This window comes from Mesorhizobium sp. M0621 (assembly GCF_040320745.1).
Classification (GTDB): domain Bacteria; phylum Pseudomonadota; class Alphaproteobacteria; order Rhizobiales; family Rhizobiaceae; genus Mesorhizobium.
In genome coordinates this window covers 34,674-48,891 of sequence record NZ_JAMYQF010000020.1, presented here as the reverse complement: position 1 = coordinate 48,891, position 14,218 = coordinate 34,674, and the positions used below count along the sequence as shown (strand labels likewise).

Genomic DNA, 14,218 nt, shown 5'->3' with positions numbered 1-14,218 from the left:
AGATCCGCCTTGCAGAAACGCCGTCTCGGTCGCACCGACCTTTCCATCGCGCCGCTGGTTCTGGGCGGCAATGTCTTCGGCTGGACCGCCGACGAGAAAACCTCGTTCGACCTCCTCGACCGCTTCGTCGGCGCCGGCCTCAACGCCGTCGATACGGCGGATGCCTATTCGCGCTGGGTGCCCGGCCACAAAGGCGGGGAGTCGGAAACCATCATCGGCAAGTGGATGAAGGACCGTGGCAATCGTGACAAGGTCATCGTGGTCACCAAGGTCGGTTCGGATATGGGGCAGGGCCACAAGGACCTGTCCGCCGCATACATCGAAAAGGCCGTCGACGCATCGCTGAAGCGGCTGCAGACCGACACCATCGACCTCTATCTGTCGCACTGGCCGGACCCGACGACGCCCTACGAGGAAACCCTTGGCGCCTACGAGAAGCTGCTCGCCAAGGGCAAGATCCGCTATGCCGGCTGCTCGAACCTCGACGCCGCCCAGTTGCGCGCCGCACTTGATGTGGCGAGTCTGCGCAGCCTGCCGCGCTACGAGGTGCTGCAGCCGGAATACAATCTTTACGATCGCTCGTCCTTTGACGGGCCGCTGCGTGATCTCTGCGTGGCAGAAGACATCGGCGTCATCACTTATTTCAGCCTGGCCAAGGGCTTTCTCAGCGGCAAATACCGCAGCGAGGCCGATCTTGGCCAAAGCCCGCGTGGCGGCGGGGTGAAGGACTATCTCAATGCGCGCGGCATGCGCATTCTTGCGGCACTTGACGGCGTTTCGGCCAGGCATTCGGCCAAGCAAGCGGAAGTCGCGCTTGCCTGGGCTATCGCGCGGCCAGGCGTCACCGCGCCGATCGCCAGCGCCACCAAGCCCGAGCAGATGGACAGCCTGATCAAGGCGGCGTCGCTGAAACTGAGCGCCGACGACATGGCCGAACTCGACAGGGCGAGCGGCTGAAGCTTTCGGCGACCGCTCCTCGCACGAACGTCCAAGACGACCCTCTTGTCTTGCCATAGCCTCGTTCGCACGGGGCGAGACAAAGGGTGCATATGGCTGAGCCGCTTCTTTCGCAGCCGGATCTGTGGCGTCAGTTGCCCGCGCTGGTGCTTGCCGCCACGGTCGTCATGGGCAGCCCAGGGCCGGCAACGATAAGCGTCACCGCCGTCGGGGCCGCCTTCGGCCTGCGCCACTCGCTGCGCTATGCCGGGGGGATCATCCTGGGCACGATCGCCGTGCTGCTGGTCGTGGCGACCGGGGTCATGGCGGTGCTCACGTCGATGCCGAAGCTGGCGCCGCTGCTGGCTGTCGCGTCCGCCGCCTACATCCTCTATCTCGCCTTCAAGATCGCCACGGCCCCGCCCTTGGCGGCACGCGCCGCCGAGGCTTCGCGCCCGACATGGCTGGCTGGGTTCCTTCTCGCGGTCGCCAATCCAAAGGCCTATGTGGCGATCGCCGCCGTGTTCGCCGGGGCTTCGTCGAAACAAGGCGTCGCTGAGCTCGGTCCATGGCTGAGGCTGACGGTTCTCGCCCTGATGATCGTCGCCATCCATGCCGTGTGGCTCGTCGCGGGAGCAGCGTTCGCGCGCTTCCTGCGCCAGCCGGCAACCTCGCGGATCGTCAATTTGGTCTTTGCCGTGACGCTGGTGTTGACCACAGCGCTGGCAGTGTTTGGTTGAAAACTGGCCCAGGAGTTTTCGCTCAGGCTTTCGCGCCGAGTTCCTGCAACCGCTTCACCGCCGTCGGCGGCAAGGCCGGCGGATTGGGTTCGTGGGATGCCTCAATGAGAAGCTGATCGCAGGCGGCCTCCGTCTCGCCGATCAGGCGTGCCATGAACTCGTCCTTGCTCAAGCCGGGCGGGATCGGCGGCAGGAAGCGTGCCTTGATGGTGCCGGGGTAGCGCAGGAATTTCCGGCGCGGCCAATAAAGGCCGGCGACATGGGCAACCGGCACCACTGGAACGCCAAGCTGCGCATAGATTTCGACGATACCGTATTTGTAAGCCGGCTCGTCGCCCGGCGCCCGGCGCGTGCCCTCGGGATAGATGATCAGCTGGCGAGGGTTGCGCGCCATCTCCTCCTTGGTCGCGGCGACCACGGCCTTCAGTGCCTTCGAGCGGCTGCCGCGGTGAACCGGGATCATCCGCATCTTCATGATGTACCAGCCGAAGAACGGAATCCAGGTCAGCTCTCGTTTCAAGATGTAGAGCGGGTCTTGGAGGAAGGGAAAGAAGGCGATCGCGTCCCAGAACGACTGGTGCTTGGGCGCCAGGATGAACGAGCCTGCTGGCAGGTTTTCCTGGCCAGTGATGTCGCTCTTCGTTCCAGCGATCTTGTCGAAGAGCCACATGGAGGTGCGCGACCAGAATTTCGGCACGAACCAGGCGCGGTGACGGGGCGACAGGAAATAATAGGGGGTCCAGAGGATCATCTGGACGATCAGATTGACGTAGAAGACGAAATTGAACGTCAGCGATCTGGCATAGAGCATGGGGGAGGCCCGGTGAGGAGGTGAGCGTTGGTTACACCAAGCGCGGGGAAAAAGGAAATGGCCGCGAGGCGCCTTGACCGACGAAGAAAAACGGTCGCCGATTGGGCAGACCCGGTTTCCGCTACTTCAGCCGCGCCAGCCGCTCTTTCAGGCGCGGGCCGGCAAAATCGAGGAAGGCACGCAGCTTCACCGGCAGCAGGCCGTGGCCCGCATGCACCAGATTTACCGGCCATGGCGCCGGCTCGAACTCCTCCAGGAGGAGGCGTAGCGTGCCGGACCGCAGCGCGGCCTCGATCTGGTAGGAGAGCACTTTGGTGAGCCCGACGCCGGCAATCGCCGCATCGATGGCCGCTTCGGCGGTGTTGACCTGAAGCCGTGAATGGACCTGAATCGGGATTTCTGCCTTGCCCTTGATGAAGCTCCAGGTGGCGGCGGAAGCAAGTCCCTCAAAGGTGATGCAATCGTGTGTTTCCAGCTCTTCCGGGGTGATCGGCGTGCCGTGTTCACCCAGATAGGCGGGGCTGGCGCAAACGACACGGCGGATCGCGCCGACGCCCATGGCGACCAGGCTCGAATCGGGCAACTGGCCGATGCGGATGGCGAGGTCGAAATGGTCCTCGACCAGCTGGGTTATATGGTCGGCCAATGTCAGGCGGATGTCCACGTCGGGATAGGCGGCGAGAAAACCGGTGACGACCGGCAGCACGTGCAGGCGGCCGAAGACGACCGGCGCGGTGATGGCCAGTTCGCCGGTCGGAGCGCTGTACTCTCCGGCAGCCGTGCGTTCGGCCTCACCGACGTCGTCGAGGATGCGGCGGCAGGCGGCAAGATAGGCCTGGCCGGCATCGGTCGGCGTCAGCCTGCGCGTCGAGCGGTTCAAAAGGCGTGTGTTCAGATGGCGTTCCAGATCGGAAACCTTGCGGCTGACCGTCGCCAGCGGAATGCCGAAACGGCGGCTGGCTGCGGAAAGGCTGCCGGCCTCCACCGCGGCGACAAAGAGCGACATGGCTTCGAGACGATCCATAGCTTCTTCCGGAAAATGGAAGGATGAGTTGCAAATATGCCATCTGCATTGGAAGGATGGAAGGCTTTATATTGGGTGTCCGGCCTGCCTGCAGCATGGCCTCGCAAAGGAGTTGCCATGTCCGAAGCCCGGCCGCCACTGCCGCCCTTCACCGCAGAGACATCAGCGCAAAAGGCGCGCATGGCCGAGGACGCCTGGAACTCCCGTGATCCGGCACGGGTCGCGCTCGCCTACACAATCGACAGTCGCTGGCGTAACCGGGCCGAATTCCTGCAAGGGCGCGATGCCATCCAGGCGTTTCTGACGCGCAAATGGAGCCGCGAGCTTGACTATCGGCTGATCAAGGAGGTCTGGGCCTTCCACGCCAACCGGATCGCGGTGCGCTTCGCCTATGAGTGGCGCGACGACAGCGGTTCATGGTTCCGCAGCTACGGCAACGAGAATTGGGAATTCGACGAACACGGGCTGATGCGCCTGCGCATCGCCAGCATCAACGACCTGCCGATCGGCGAGGCTGACCGCAAATATCACTGGCCGCTCGGTCGGCGGCCGGATGACCACCCAACACTGTCGGAACTCGGGCTTTAGAGCAATTCCAGGAGGCTTTCGATGAACGCGCATGCTTTCACCAGCGACGTCGCCTTCACGCCGACTGTCAAGGCGATCCAGGCCCGCAAGGGCTCACGCCAATCCTATGCCCGCGTCGAGGAGCGTGGCGGCTGGCAAGCCGTCATCACTCCCGATCTTGCCGCCTTCATCGAGATGCAGACCAGCGTCTTCCTGGCGACGGCCAATGGCGATGGCCAGCCCTACATCCAGCATCGCGGCGGGCCGGCCGGCTTCCTCAAGGTGCTGGATGAACACACGATCGGCTTCGCGGATTTCTCCGGCAACAGGCAGTTCATTACGCAGGGCAACCTGGCCGACAATCCGCAGGCCTTCCTGTTCCTGATCGACTATATGCACCGCCAGCGCATCAAGCTCTGGGGTACGGCGCGCGTTGTCGAGAACGATACCGAACTGCTGGCGAAACTGATGCCGCAGGATTACAAGGCACGCCCCGAGCAGGTTATCCTGTTCACGGTCTCGGCCTGGGATGCCAATTGCCCGCAGCATATCCCGCAGCGTTTCGAGGCGGCCGACGTGGCGGCTGCACTCGGCGAGAGAGACAAGCGGATCGAGCGCCTTGAGCAGGAGGTCGCGCGGCTCAAGGGGATATCGGGCGCTGCCGGCGGGCGATAATGGTTCAGCCGCCGGCCGCGGTTTCGGCCAGCGCGATGCCGTTGGGCGTCGGCTTGACCGGCACGATGCCACGCGCCAGCGCCAGCAAATATTTATTGTACTCGGTGAACAGCACACGCAATGCCCGCGGCTTGGTCATCCAGCCGCCATTGTCGAGATTGGAATTGACCACCGGATAGGGCTCAAGCTTGGCGCCATGCAGCAGCCGGCCCATTTCCAGCAGGCTGCGCGGCATATGATAATTGTTGGTGACGAGGATCACCGTGCCATAGGCATGGCTCTCGACCCATTTGGCGCTTTCCTCGGCATTGCCGATCGTGTCGAGCGCGGCGCGGTCGATGTCGACGCAGCAGGAGAACAGCCTGATGTCACCACCGGTCGCCGCCTGCAACTGGCGACGGCTGGCGGAAGGGTGCACGCCGCTAATCAGAAGCCGCTCGCCCTTGCCGGACGCAAGCAGATCCATGGCCGCATCGAGGCGCGACTGGCCGCCGGTCAGCACGATGATCGCATCTGCCCTGGCCGGATTGGCTGGCGTCGTCAGATGGCTGACCTTGTTGGCGAACCAGCCGAAACCGCCGGCAAACAATGTTGCGAGGACAAGCACGAAAAGAGCGGATATACGCAACGCGGCCCTTAGACGGCTCATCGTGCTACGGTCACGCGAAAGGGCAACCACCACTGGCAACTGTCCAGCCGTACCGGTCGAATCCCGCGCGTCCATCGCCATATGGTTAACCCTGAAATGCGGCCTTGGGTAGGTAAAAGACGCACTTTGCGTTACGCGAATTCTCCATCCGTGATCACCCTGCCTTGTTAGCCTGCATCCGGTTGGCGAACATCGATGTCGCTGAGATAGGCGACGACGGTGACGTGGGACGTCGCAGCCGTGAGCCCGCCGATCACCAGCACCATCAAGACGACACCGAGATAGCCTGCCGAACCGATGGCAAAATTGCCGAACAGGGCGGTCGCCTGATCAGCCTGCGGCGTTGCCATGTTGCGCGACGACCACCAGGAAAAAACGATGAAGACGAGCACTGCCGCGGCACCGCCAGCAGCCGCTCCCTTCATGCCGGTGACCAGGAAATGCCGGCGGAATTCGCGTGCGATGAAGCGCGCCTCGGCGCCGACGAAATGCAGCACCTCGATGATGTGGCCGTTACCGGCCATGGCACCGCGTGTAGCGAACACCACGGTCAGAACCGTCGCCGACAGCATCAGCGCCAGCACGGCGATGCCGATGGTCACCGTTGTGCGGGCCATGGCGACCAGCCGGTCGACCCAGGTGCGGTGATCGTCGAGCGATGCGCTCGGCAGTTTCGGCGTGATCGCGGCGCGCATGGCGGCGAAATCGGGCGGGCTGTTCTCATCGATGGTGACGATGATCAGGCGCGGCACCGGCAACTCGTCGATGTTGAGACCAGAGCCCAGCCACGGCTCCAGGAGCCTCGCGGTCGCCTCGCGATCGATGATCCTTGTCGCCTTGACGCCAGGGAATTCGCCGGCGATCTGCGATGCCTGGGCAAGGGCAGCCTCCATGTCGATGCCGTCGACGGGTTTGATCTGGATCGTCGCCTCGCGCGAAATCTGGTTCTCCCAGACGGAAGCCGTATCGCGTACCAGTGTCACCGCACCGAAGGTCAAGCAGGACAGGAAGGTCATGATGGCGATGACCAGCACCAGCGCCCGGCCGGCGATGTTCTGCGCCGGCACGATCGGCGCCATCCTGCGCTGGACGCGCGGTCTTGCTGCGGCCGCCTCGGCGTCCTGCTCGTGTGCTTCGAGATGTTCGGCGGACAGTTCAGTCATAGATGTCCAGCCTTCCGCCGGCCAGGATCATGCGGCGCGCGTCGACCTGTTCCATCAGGCCGAGGTCGTGGGTGGCGATCACCACGGCGGTACCGAGACGATTGAGCTCGATGAACAGCCGCAGCAGGCGTCGCGCCAGTGGCGGATCGACATTGCCGGTCGGCTCGTCGGCCAGCAGGATTTCCGGCTGCTCGATCAGTGCTCGCGCGATCGCTGCGCGCTGTTTCTCGCCGCCGGACAGAACCGGCGGCAGCACATGCATGCGCTCGCCCAGTCCAACCCACTTCAACAGCTCGGTGACATCGGTGCGGTAGCTTGCTTCCTCGCGCCCGCGCACGCGCAGCGGCAGCGCGACGTTCTCGTAGGTGGTCATGTGGTCGAGCAGGCGAAAGTCCTGGAACACCACGCCGATGCGGCGGCGCAAATGCGGCAGCTCGGTGCGCGAGATGCGTGAGCGATCCTTGCCGAAGATGGTGATCAGCCCGCGCGTCGGCTTCAGCGACATGAACAGCAGGCGCAGCAACGTCGTCTTGCCGGCGCCCGAAGGCCCGCTCAGGAACTGGAAGGAGCGCTCCGGGATGTGCAGGGAGATGTCGCGGAGGATCTCCGGACCCATGCCATAGCGGAGGCCGACATTTTCGAAGCGAATCAATTTCGACGACCTGAAATTCGGCACGGCGGCGAGCCAGCCTGTTCTTGGTAAAGACCATCGGCCGGCATGGTTAACCGGCGGTTAATTCCTGGGCTTTTTCGGCTCGTCACGAGGGCTCCGGAGGGGAAGCGTTAACCATTTGTGTTTACGCAAAAGAAACGAAAAGCGAACACGTGCTGCAATGCTGGGGCCATGATGGCTGACGATCGAACCGCGCGCCCGGTTTCCGGCGAAATCATGACCGATCCGGCGGCAATTGCCGCTACGGACCGGTTCATGCGTGGTTCGGCTGCCGACATCGTCGATGCCGACTACATGGTGATGCCGCGTCTTGTCCCTGACGTGGAAAGCGTTTCGCCGTTGCCGCGCGCGATCGTCATGCCGCCTATCGAAGGCATGGACATGCTGCGCAAGCCCGAGGCCCCGGCGGAGCGGCCAACGGCCTCGCGCGGCGGGCCGATCTTCTGGATCGCCGGCCTTGGCGCCGCATTGGCCGCCTTTTGGGTCTCCGGCGGTCATGCGCTGGTGCGCCAGGCGCCGTTCCTGTCCGGCGCGCCGGCGCCGGCGCTCACTATTTCCGATGTCACGTCACGCGTCGATGCCTCTGGGCCGAACCCCGCGCTGTTCGTCGATGGCGAGGCCACCAATGACGGGGCGAAACCGGCGCAACTGCCGCCGCTCGAAATCCGGGTGACCGGCAATGACGGGCGTACAACCCGCTATACGTTGGGGACATCCGGCCGTTCACTGGCGTCCGGCGAAAGATTCGGCTTTGCCAGCAGGCTCGACGTGCCTAAGAACGGCGTAAGAACCGTTTTGGTCACTTTCGCCCAATAGGCGATTACCGAGGAACACCAATGCCAATCGTACGCGGCAAGGACATCGAAGTCCTGTTTTCAGCATCGGCGATCGCCCGGCGCAACCTTGAGCTCGCCAAGGAGATCGCCGCCCACGACTATCACGATCTCTTGGTGATCTCGGTGCTGAAGGGCTCGTTCATCTTCGCCGCTGACCTTATCCGCGCGATGCACGATGTCGGCCTGTCGCCGGAGGTCGAGTTCATCTTCATCTCCAGTTACGGCGCCGGCACTACCAGTGGCGAGGTGAGGGTGCTGCGCGACATCGACAATGAGGTGGCCGGCCGCGACGTGCTGTTGATCGACGATATTCTCGAATCGGGCAAGACGCTGAGCTTTACCCGCGATCTGATGCTGTCGCGCGGCGCCAAAAGCTGTTCCATCGCCGTGCTGCTCGACAAGCGCATGCGCCGCCAGACTGCGCTCAATGCCGACTATGTCGGCTTCGACTGCCCGGATTATTTCGTCGTCGGCTACGGCATGGATGTCGCGCACGCTTTTCGCGAGTTGCCATTTGTCGGTGTCGTCAAGGGCGACGTCTAAGCGACTTCAAAAAGGCTCGTTGACTCTCCGCGCTTTCAGGAAAAGTCAACCTTTCGCGGCCAAATATGCCGGCCATGGCAAAGCTTTTGATCATCGAGGACGATGAGTCCGTCCGCACCCTGGCCGCCCGCGCGCTTGAACGCGCCGGGCACACGATCGATATCGCGGCGGACGGCGCGCAAGGGCTTTCGCTGATCCAGGCCACGCGTGGCGGCTACGATCTCGTCGTATCCGACATCCGCATGCCGGAGATGGACGGCATCGAGATGGCCATCGCGGCGGCAGCGCTCTTCCCGTCGATGAAGATCATGCTGATGACCGGCTATGCCGACCAGCGCGAGCGCGCCGAGGAGTTGAACGGCATCATCCTCGATGTCGTGCAGAAGCCCTTTACGCTGGCTGAAATCCGCTCGCGCGTCGAACAGGCGCTGATCTGCTTCGCCTGATCAGGCTGGATCGGTGGCAGCGAGCACGGGTGGAGCGCTCCTGCGCCGTTCGGTGTTGAGCGCCAGCAGGCCAGCGCCAATGATCAAGGCCGCACCGATCACGGTCGTCGACCGCGGCACTTCGGCGAAGAACAGGAAACCCCACAGCGGCGACCACAGGATGCCGGTGTATTCGAAGGTGGCAACGCGATTGGCCGGCGCCAGCCTGTAGGCCTGCGACAACAGAATCATGCCGGCGGAGGCGACGAAACCGCAGGCCGCCATCTTGAGAAAATCGGGCAGCGTCGGCCACAGCCACGGCCGCACCAGGAATTCCAGGCTCGGGTGGGCGGCGTGGGTAATGCCGGCCAGGTGAAATGCGCCGGCAACCAAGGCCGCGCCGACCAGATAGGCGCCGTTCTGATAGAAGGCCATGACGGTGGACGATTCGGTGTCGCCGATCTTGCGGGCCATCAGCTGCGAAAAGCCATAGAGCGCCGCCGAGCCCAGCGACAACAGCGCCGCCCAGTCGAATAGCCCGGTGCCGGGACGCAACATCACGAGGACGCCGAACAGCCCGATCAGCACGGTCGCCAGCGTCCGCCAGGAGACGCGCTCGCCAAGATACGGCCCGGCCAGCGCCATGATGAACAGCGGTGCCATGAAGTAGAGCGCCACCGCATCGGCCAGCGGCAGAGCGGCGATCGCCAGATAGTACATCGTATAGGAGGTGAACTGGATGAAGGCGCGCATCGTCAGCATGCCGAATCGCTTCGACAGGATCGCCCGCAGGCCGACATCGGCATGGACCAGAACGATCAGGATCGGCAGAGCGATGATCGAGCGGATCGCCATCACCTCGGTCACGGGATAACCGCTCGACACCGCTTTGACGAGCGGATCCTGCAGCGAAAAGACCAGCACGCCGAGGCACAGGCTCAGGATGCCGCCCACCATCCGATTCTGCATCTGCATCCAAGCTCCTGCGCGCCCGGGTAAAAAGAACCCGCCACCGTTTCGGGCAGCGGGCACGAGTGAGGACTCTTGATTGGTCCGCGGCTGATTTCGCAGCCGCATATCCAATGGGTGAGGCCACTATCATCCTGCATTTGACATGTTGCAAACGAATTGGAATGATATCAGCGATCAAATTTCCTTATGGCGGATTTCATGCGGCCAAATCTCGACAGCGACCTCTTGCGCACCTTCGTGGCCATTGCCGAAACCGGCAATTTCACCAAAGCGGCCGAGCAGGCCGGCCGTACCCAGTCGGCGGTCTCGATGCAGATGAAGAAGCTCGAAGAGCTGATCGGCGACAGCCTGTTCGAGCGCGGTTCGCGCGGCGTCGCGCTGACGCGGCGCGGCGGCGAACTCATCGTCAACGCCCGCCGCATCGTTTCGCTGCTCGACGAGACGGCGGCGTCGATGGCGGCAGCGCCGCTAGGCGGGCCGGTGCGCATCGGCATTCCCGAGGAGTATGGCCACGCCATCCTGTCGCGCGCGCTCGGCGCTTTTTCGAAGCGCCACACGCAGGTCGAGGTCACCGTGCGCTATGCCCATTCGGGGGCACAGATAGCCGCGCTTGCCGCCGGCGAACTCGATCTGTGCGTGGTGTTCGAATGGCAGGATCCTGCCGGCGGCGAGGTGCTGATGCATGACCCGACCGTGTGGGTGACATCGACCCTGCACCACATGCATGAGGAACAGCCGGTGCCGATCGCGCTCTACAACCGCGCCGGCTGGTGCAAGGATTTCGCCATCAAATCACTGGAACAGCGCAATCTTGCCTATCGTGTCGCCTATACCAGCGACACCACCGGCGGCCTGAAGCTCGCCGTCACCTCGGGACTGGCGATCGCGCCGATTTCGCGCAGCAACATTCCGGACGGCTGTCGCGAACTGACGGCCGCGGACGGGTTCGGCGATATCGATTCCTCGAATGTGGTGATGCACCGCAACCCGAATGCCTCCGGCGAGGCGATCGATGGTATGCAAGAGGCAATCCGCGAAGCGTTCGTCAACAGGCTGAATCAGCCGGCGGCATCCTCGTAGAAATGCAGGCGGTTGCCGAATGGATCGGCGACCGATACCTCGCGGGTCTTCCACGGCGTCTCTTCCAGGCCCGGCCTGGCGAAGCGGTAGTTTTTGCCGATCAACTCGCGATGCAGTGCGGCGATGTCCTCGACCTTGATGCGCACGGCGATGCCGGGTGCACCGTCGCCGTGATGTTCGCTGAGATGCAGGACGCAGCCATTGCGGCCGACCGCCATGTAAAGTGGCGCGTTGTCGTCGAAGCGATGTTCCCACTGCACTTCGAAGCCGAGGAAGTCGATGTAGAATTCACCCGCCTTGGCAATGTCGAAGATGCGCAGGATGGGGGTTACGGCGCCAAGTCTGGGCATGGGGTGCAACCGTTGGAAGGGGGGCGAGTGGGGTGGAGGCGCGGCAATCCCTTTGTTTTATCGCAATTCCGGACGGAAAACCGCTTCACACTTTTCCTGGAATTGCGCTATTTCAGCTCGAGCAGCCGTTCCAGGTAGCTGCGTTCGATGTCGGGGCTCAGCGCATTGCCGAGCCGCTTGCGGATCGCTTCCAGAATCTGGCGCGCTCGCTGTACGTCGATCTCGTCGGGCACTTTCACCGAATCGCCAAAGTCGGGACCCTGGCTCGCGCGTGGCCGGCCGAGCGGGTCACGATCGGCGTTCTGCTGGCGGCCGCCTTGCTCGCTGCCGCCCTGGTCGCCCTGCATGGCCTGCATCTGCTTCATCATGTCCTTGGCGCCCTTGCGCAGCGCTTCCAGCGCCCGGCCCTGATGGCCGACGGCCTCGTCGCCTTCGCCTTCGCCGAGCGCCTGTTCGGCATTGCCCATCGACTTGCCGGCCTCGCCAAATCCTTCATTGGGCTCCATGCCCATGCCTTCGAGTCCCTTCTTCAATTGCTCGAGGTCGCTTTTCAGCTGGCCCTGGCCCTGCTGCAGCTGCTTCAGCGCGTCGGCGAATTCCTGCGGCGTCATCGGTTTTTGCCGGGCGAGCGGATCGCGGTCCTCGCCGACGCCCGGCTTCTCCTCGTCCTGACCGCTGCCTTCGCCGAGCTGTTCGTCGCGGTTCTGTCCGCGCTGGCGTTCGCCGCGCTGCATCTGGTCCATGCGGAAGGTATCGTTCATCATCTCCTGCTGGCGGCGCAGGATATCGCCGAGCTTGTCCATCTGCTGGCGCATCTCGCTGTCCTGCTGGCCGCCTTGCTGCTGACGGCCGGCCTGCAGGTTGTTCATCATGTCCTGCAGTTGCGACAGCAATTGCTGCGCCTTGTCGCGGTCGCCCGACTTCGCCAGGTTCTCGATCTGGTCCATCATGCGGTCGATATCGCTCTGGCGCAGTTCCTGGCCATTCTGCTGCATCTGCGGGGCGTTGGGATTCTGCTTGGCGCGCTCGGCGAATTCCTGCAGGAACTGGTTCATCGCCTCGCGCAGTTCCTTCATCGCCTTTTCGATTTCAGCGTCGCTGGCGCCATTCTTGATGGCGTCCTGAAGTGCCTGCTGCGCCTGGCGCAGCCGCTTTTCCGCGGCCGAGAGATTGCCTTCCTCGATGCCGAGCGCGATCTCCCAGAGATAGGAGACCTCGCCGCGCAATTGATCGTCGCTGTCGGCCATCTTCAGCCGGCTGCGGGCGCTCATGATGGCGAGGTAGTGGGACATGTTGTCGAACGTGTCTTCCGGACGCAGCGTGATGGCGTCCATCAGGTCGAGCACGCGGGGCTTGGCATTGGCGTCGAGCGCCAGCAGGCGGCGCTGCTCGATCACGGCCCGCGCCAGCGGATTGGCGAATGGCCGCTCCGGCATCAGCAGCGTCTTGGTCTCACTTGATGCGGTATGGCCGGCATCGTCGGTGGCGACCAGCGTCAGCTTGATGCTGTTGCCGGCCCAGACATGTTCAGTCAGGTCCTTGGAGGTCTTGGCGGCATTCGACTTGCCGCCGCGGCGCGGCAGCGACAGTGGCATTTCAGGCGGACCATAGAGCGGATGCGCATTCGGTGCCTGCGGATCGGCAAGCGTGAAAACCGCCTTGGCGTTGGCGGCGCCATAGTCGTCGTCGATCTGGTAGTTGAGTTCGAAGGCGCCGTTGGCGGCTCGCTTCGGCTCGCCGACGAAGCGGATCTGCGGCGGCTTGTCGGTTATGACCGCGAAGGCCCAGCGGCCGAGCTGATCCTCGCCCGATGTCAGCGTCAGCGTGCCGTCGCCGGTCAGCTTGCCGGTGAACTGACGTATCTTGGACGTCGTCGTCGGGCTTGCCGCCGGCTTGGCCGTGGCGGCGGCCTGCGGCCCGGCCGGGTCGATGGCGCGGGAATTGCCATTCTTGTCGGCATAGTCGAGCGTTTCCTCGCCCGAGCCGCCGGTCACGCGCAACGACACATCGCTGCCTTCGGGAACGGTGAAGGTCGGCGTCGCCTGGTTGGCGTCGGCGGTCAGGAAGATCGGCGGCTTGCCGGTATACGCCGGTGGCGTCACCCAGGCGTCGATGCGCGGCGGCACGGCATCTTGCGCGCCATGGGCATTGAACCCGTCGCTGACCCTGCCGCCCGTCGGCCCGAAGGAGAAGGCGAAGGCGGTAACGAACAAAAGTGCCGCCACCGCGCGCAGCCCCCAGGGATCGCGCTCCGGCACGCGCGTGCGCGGCAGGTCGGCACCAAGGCTGTCGAGCTTTCCGGCCATGCGCTTCTGGTGTTCGCGCCAGAGCGCTTGCGAGAAGCTGCTTTCCCTGCCGCTAGGCCGGTCGGTCTGCACCAGCACCGGGCTGTGCAACAATTGATTGGCCGCCTCGATGCGGCGGTCGATTTCGGCGGCACCAGGGATGCGGAAGAAGCGCAGCGGATAGAGCGCGGCCAGCGCCGCGATGGCGAAGGCGGCGACAAGGCCGATGCGCGCCATATCCGGCAGCCGTGAGAAGATGCCGAGCCATGAAACGCTGAGGAACAGGCTGGCGACGATGACGAGCGGGAGCAGCAACGGCCAGCCACGCTCGACCATCATCGAGACCCGCGTCGCCAGCCGGCTCAAGGCTAGGCGCCCGGCCAGGCCGCGATCGCTGCTGAAGGTGGGTCGTTGCGTCATCGGCCCTTCCTAGAGCCTATTCCATCCCGAAAGAACCGGGACAGGGCTCTATCTCCTTGAGCATGATCT

The 14,218-nt window shown here is 63.8% G+C and carries 16 protein-coding genes; 8 read left to right on the top strand and 8 right to left on the bottom strand.

Going from position 1 to position 14,218, the window contains the following annotated elements; translation table 11 throughout:
- Positions 1–9: 9 nt before the first annotated feature.
- On the top strand, positions 10–957 hold the full coding sequence (locus NKI38_RS16135) for an aldo/keto reductase (protein WP_352659143.1): 948 nt from the start codon (positions 10–12) through the stop codon (positions 955–957).
- Between the two features lie 92 nt (positions 958–1,049).
- The gene (locus tag NKI38_RS16130) at positions 1,050–1,676 is read left to right on the top strand and encodes a LysE family translocator (RefSeq protein ID WP_352659141.1); all 627 of its coding nucleotides are present in this window, start codon (positions 1,050–1,052) and stop codon (positions 1,674–1,676) included.
- Positions 1,677–1,698: 22 nt separating this feature from the next.
- On the opposite strand, the gene NKI38_RS16125 is transcribed toward NKI38_RS16130, so the two are convergent.
- A complete protein-coding gene (locus tag NKI38_RS16125; RefSeq protein WP_352659139.1) occupies positions 1,699–2,487 on the bottom strand; it encodes a lysophospholipid acyltransferase family protein in 789 nt (262 codons plus the stop codon).
- Positions 2,488–2,608: 121 nt separating this feature from the next.
- The gene (locus tag NKI38_RS16120) at positions 2,609–3,511 is read right to left on the bottom strand and encodes a LysR family transcriptional regulator (RefSeq protein ID WP_352659137.1); all 903 of its coding nucleotides are present in this window, start codon (positions 3,509–3,511) and stop codon (positions 2,609–2,611) included.
- A 117-nt stretch (positions 3,512–3,628) separates the two neighbouring features.
- Here NKI38_RS16120 and NKI38_RS16115 point away from each other — a divergent pair, with 117 nt between their 5' ends.
- Both NKI38_RS16115 and NKI38_RS16110 read left to right on the top strand, forming a co-directional pair.
- Positions 3,629–4,099: a nuclear transport factor 2 family protein gene (locus NKI38_RS16115; RefSeq protein ID WP_352659135.1), complete on the top strand. Its 471-nt coding sequence runs from the start codon at positions 3,629–3,631 to the stop codon at positions 4,097–4,099.
- 21 nt (positions 4,100–4,120) lie between these two features.
- Positions 4,121–4,753 (top strand): pyridoxamine 5'-phosphate oxidase family protein, encoded by a 633-nt coding sequence (locus NKI38_RS16110; RefSeq protein WP_352659133.1) that lies wholly within the window; start codon positions 4,121–4,123, stop codon positions 4,751–4,753.
- A 4-nt stretch (positions 4,754–4,757) separates the two neighbouring features.
- On the opposite strand, the gene NKI38_RS16105 is transcribed toward NKI38_RS16110, so the two are convergent.
- The 3 genes from NKI38_RS16105 to ftsE form a co-directional block, all read right to left on the bottom strand.
- The gene (locus NKI38_RS16105; RefSeq protein WP_352659131.1) at positions 4,758–5,483 is read right to left on the bottom strand and encodes a YdcF family protein; all 726 of its coding nucleotides are present in this window, start codon (positions 5,481–5,483) and stop codon (positions 4,758–4,760) included.
- Between the two features lie 86 nt (positions 5,484–5,569).
- The gene (locus tag NKI38_RS16100; protein WP_352659129.1) at positions 5,570–6,565 is read right to left on the bottom strand and encodes a cell division protein FtsX; all 996 of its coding nucleotides are present in this window, start codon (positions 6,563–6,565) and stop codon (positions 5,570–5,572) included.
- Entirely contained in the window at positions 6,558–7,217 is a 660-nt protein-coding gene (gene ftsE, locus NKI38_RS16095; RefSeq protein ID WP_010911739.1) for a cell division ATP-binding protein FtsE, read from the bottom strand. The genes NKI38_RS16100 and ftsE overlap by 8 nt, the downstream gene beginning before the upstream one ends.
- A 192-nt stretch (positions 7,218–7,409) precedes the next feature.
- Between ftsE and NKI38_RS16090 the strand changes: the two genes are divergently transcribed.
- The 3 genes from NKI38_RS16090 (at position 7,410) to NKI38_RS16080 (ending at position 9,063) form a co-directional block, all read left to right on the top strand.
- Positions 7,410–8,054 carry a hypothetical protein gene (locus tag NKI38_RS16090; protein ID WP_352659127.1) on the top strand — a complete coding sequence of 215 codons (645 nt, stop codon included), beginning with the start codon at positions 7,410–7,412 and terminating at the stop codon, positions 8,052–8,054.
- Positions 8,055–8,074: 20 nt separating this feature from the next.
- A complete protein-coding gene (hpt, locus tag NKI38_RS16085) occupies positions 8,075–8,617 on the top strand; it encodes a hypoxanthine phosphoribosyltransferase (protein WP_352633965.1) in 543 nt (180 codons plus the stop codon).
- A 74-nt stretch (positions 8,618–8,691) separates the two neighbouring features.
- Positions 8,692–9,063 (top strand): response regulator, encoded by a 372-nt coding sequence (locus NKI38_RS16080; RefSeq protein ID WP_352659125.1) that lies wholly within the window; start codon positions 8,692–8,694, stop codon positions 9,061–9,063.
- On the opposite strand, the gene NKI38_RS16075 is transcribed toward NKI38_RS16080, so the two are convergent.
- On the bottom strand, positions 9,064–10,011 hold the full coding sequence (locus tag NKI38_RS16075; RefSeq protein ID WP_352659254.1) for a DMT family transporter: 948 nt from the start codon (positions 10,009–10,011) through the stop codon (positions 9,064–9,066).
- A 201-nt stretch (positions 10,012–10,212) separates the two neighbouring features.
- Here NKI38_RS16075 and NKI38_RS16070 point away from each other — a divergent pair, with 201 nt between their 5' ends.
- Positions 10,213–11,094 carry a LysR family transcriptional regulator gene (locus NKI38_RS16070; protein ID WP_352659123.1) on the top strand — a complete coding sequence of 294 codons (882 nt, stop codon included), beginning with the start codon at positions 10,213–10,215 and terminating at the stop codon, positions 11,092–11,094.
- On the opposite strand, the gene NKI38_RS16065 is transcribed toward NKI38_RS16070, so the two are convergent.
- Positions 11,073–11,444, bottom strand: coding sequence for a glyoxalase superfamily protein (locus NKI38_RS16065; protein ID WP_352659121.1), 372 nt, complete (start codon positions 11,442–11,444; stop codon positions 11,073–11,075). The genes NKI38_RS16070 and NKI38_RS16065 overlap by 22 nt on opposite strands.
- A gap of 107 nt (positions 11,445–11,551) precedes the next feature.
- Positions 11,552–14,149, bottom strand: a complete 2,598-nt coding sequence (locus NKI38_RS16060) for a TIGR02302 family protein (RefSeq protein WP_352659119.1) — start codon at positions 14,147–14,149, stop codon at positions 11,552–11,554.
- Positions 14,150–14,218: the final 69 nt, after the last annotated feature.

Excerpts from the sequence above, each read along its gene's own strand:
- NKI38_RS16070 (WP_352659123.1), top strand. The coding sequence starts at position 10,213 with ATGCGGCCAAATCTCGACAGCGACCTCTTGCGCACCTTCGTGGCCATT.
- NKI38_RS16120 (WP_352659137.1), bottom strand. The coding sequence starts at position 3,511 with ATGGATCGTCTCGAAGCCATGTCGCTCTTTGTCGCCGCGGTGGAGGCC.
- NKI38_RS16125 (WP_352659139.1), bottom strand. The coding sequence starts at position 2,487 with ATGCTCTATGCCAGATCGCTGACGTTCAATTTCGTCTTCTACGTCAAT.
- NKI38_RS16115 (WP_352659135.1), top strand. The coding sequence starts at position 3,629 with ATGTCCGAAGCCCGGCCGCCACTGCCGCCCTTCACCGCAGAGACATCA.
- NKI38_RS16100 (WP_352659129.1), bottom strand. The coding sequence starts at position 6,565 with ATGACTGAACTGTCCGCCGAACATCTCGAAGCACACGAGCAGGACGCC.
- NKI38_RS16090 (WP_352659127.1), top strand. The coding sequence starts at position 7,410 with ATGATGGCTGACGATCGAACCGCGCGCCCGGTTTCCGGCGAAATCATG.
- NKI38_RS16060 (WP_352659119.1), bottom strand. The coding sequence starts at position 14,149 with ATGACGCAACGACCCACCTTCAGCAGCGATCGCGGCCTGGCCGGGCGC.
- NKI38_RS16130 (WP_352659141.1), top strand. The coding sequence starts at position 1,050 with ATGGCTGAGCCGCTTCTTTCGCAGCCGGATCTGTGGCGTCAGTTGCCC.
- NKI38_RS16110 (WP_352659133.1), top strand. The coding sequence starts at position 4,121 with ATGAACGCGCATGCTTTCACCAGCGACGTCGCCTTCACGCCGACTGTC.
- NKI38_RS16105 (WP_352659131.1), bottom strand. The coding sequence starts at position 5,483 with ATGGCGATGGACGCGCGGGATTCGACCGGTACGGCTGGACAGTTGCCA.
- NKI38_RS16065 (WP_352659121.1), bottom strand. The coding sequence starts at position 11,444 with ATGCCCAGACTTGGCGCCGTAACCCCCATCCTGCGCATCTTCGACATT.
- NKI38_RS16075 (WP_352659254.1), bottom strand. The coding sequence starts at position 10,011 with ATGCAGAATCGGATGGTGGGCGGCATCCTGAGCCTGTGCCTCGGCGTG.
- hpt (WP_352633965.1), top strand. The coding sequence starts at position 8,075 with ATGCCAATCGTACGCGGCAAGGACATCGAAGTCCTGTTTTCAGCATCG.
- NKI38_RS16080 (WP_352659125.1), top strand. The coding sequence starts at position 8,692 with ATGGCAAAGCTTTTGATCATCGAGGACGATGAGTCCGTCCGCACCCTG.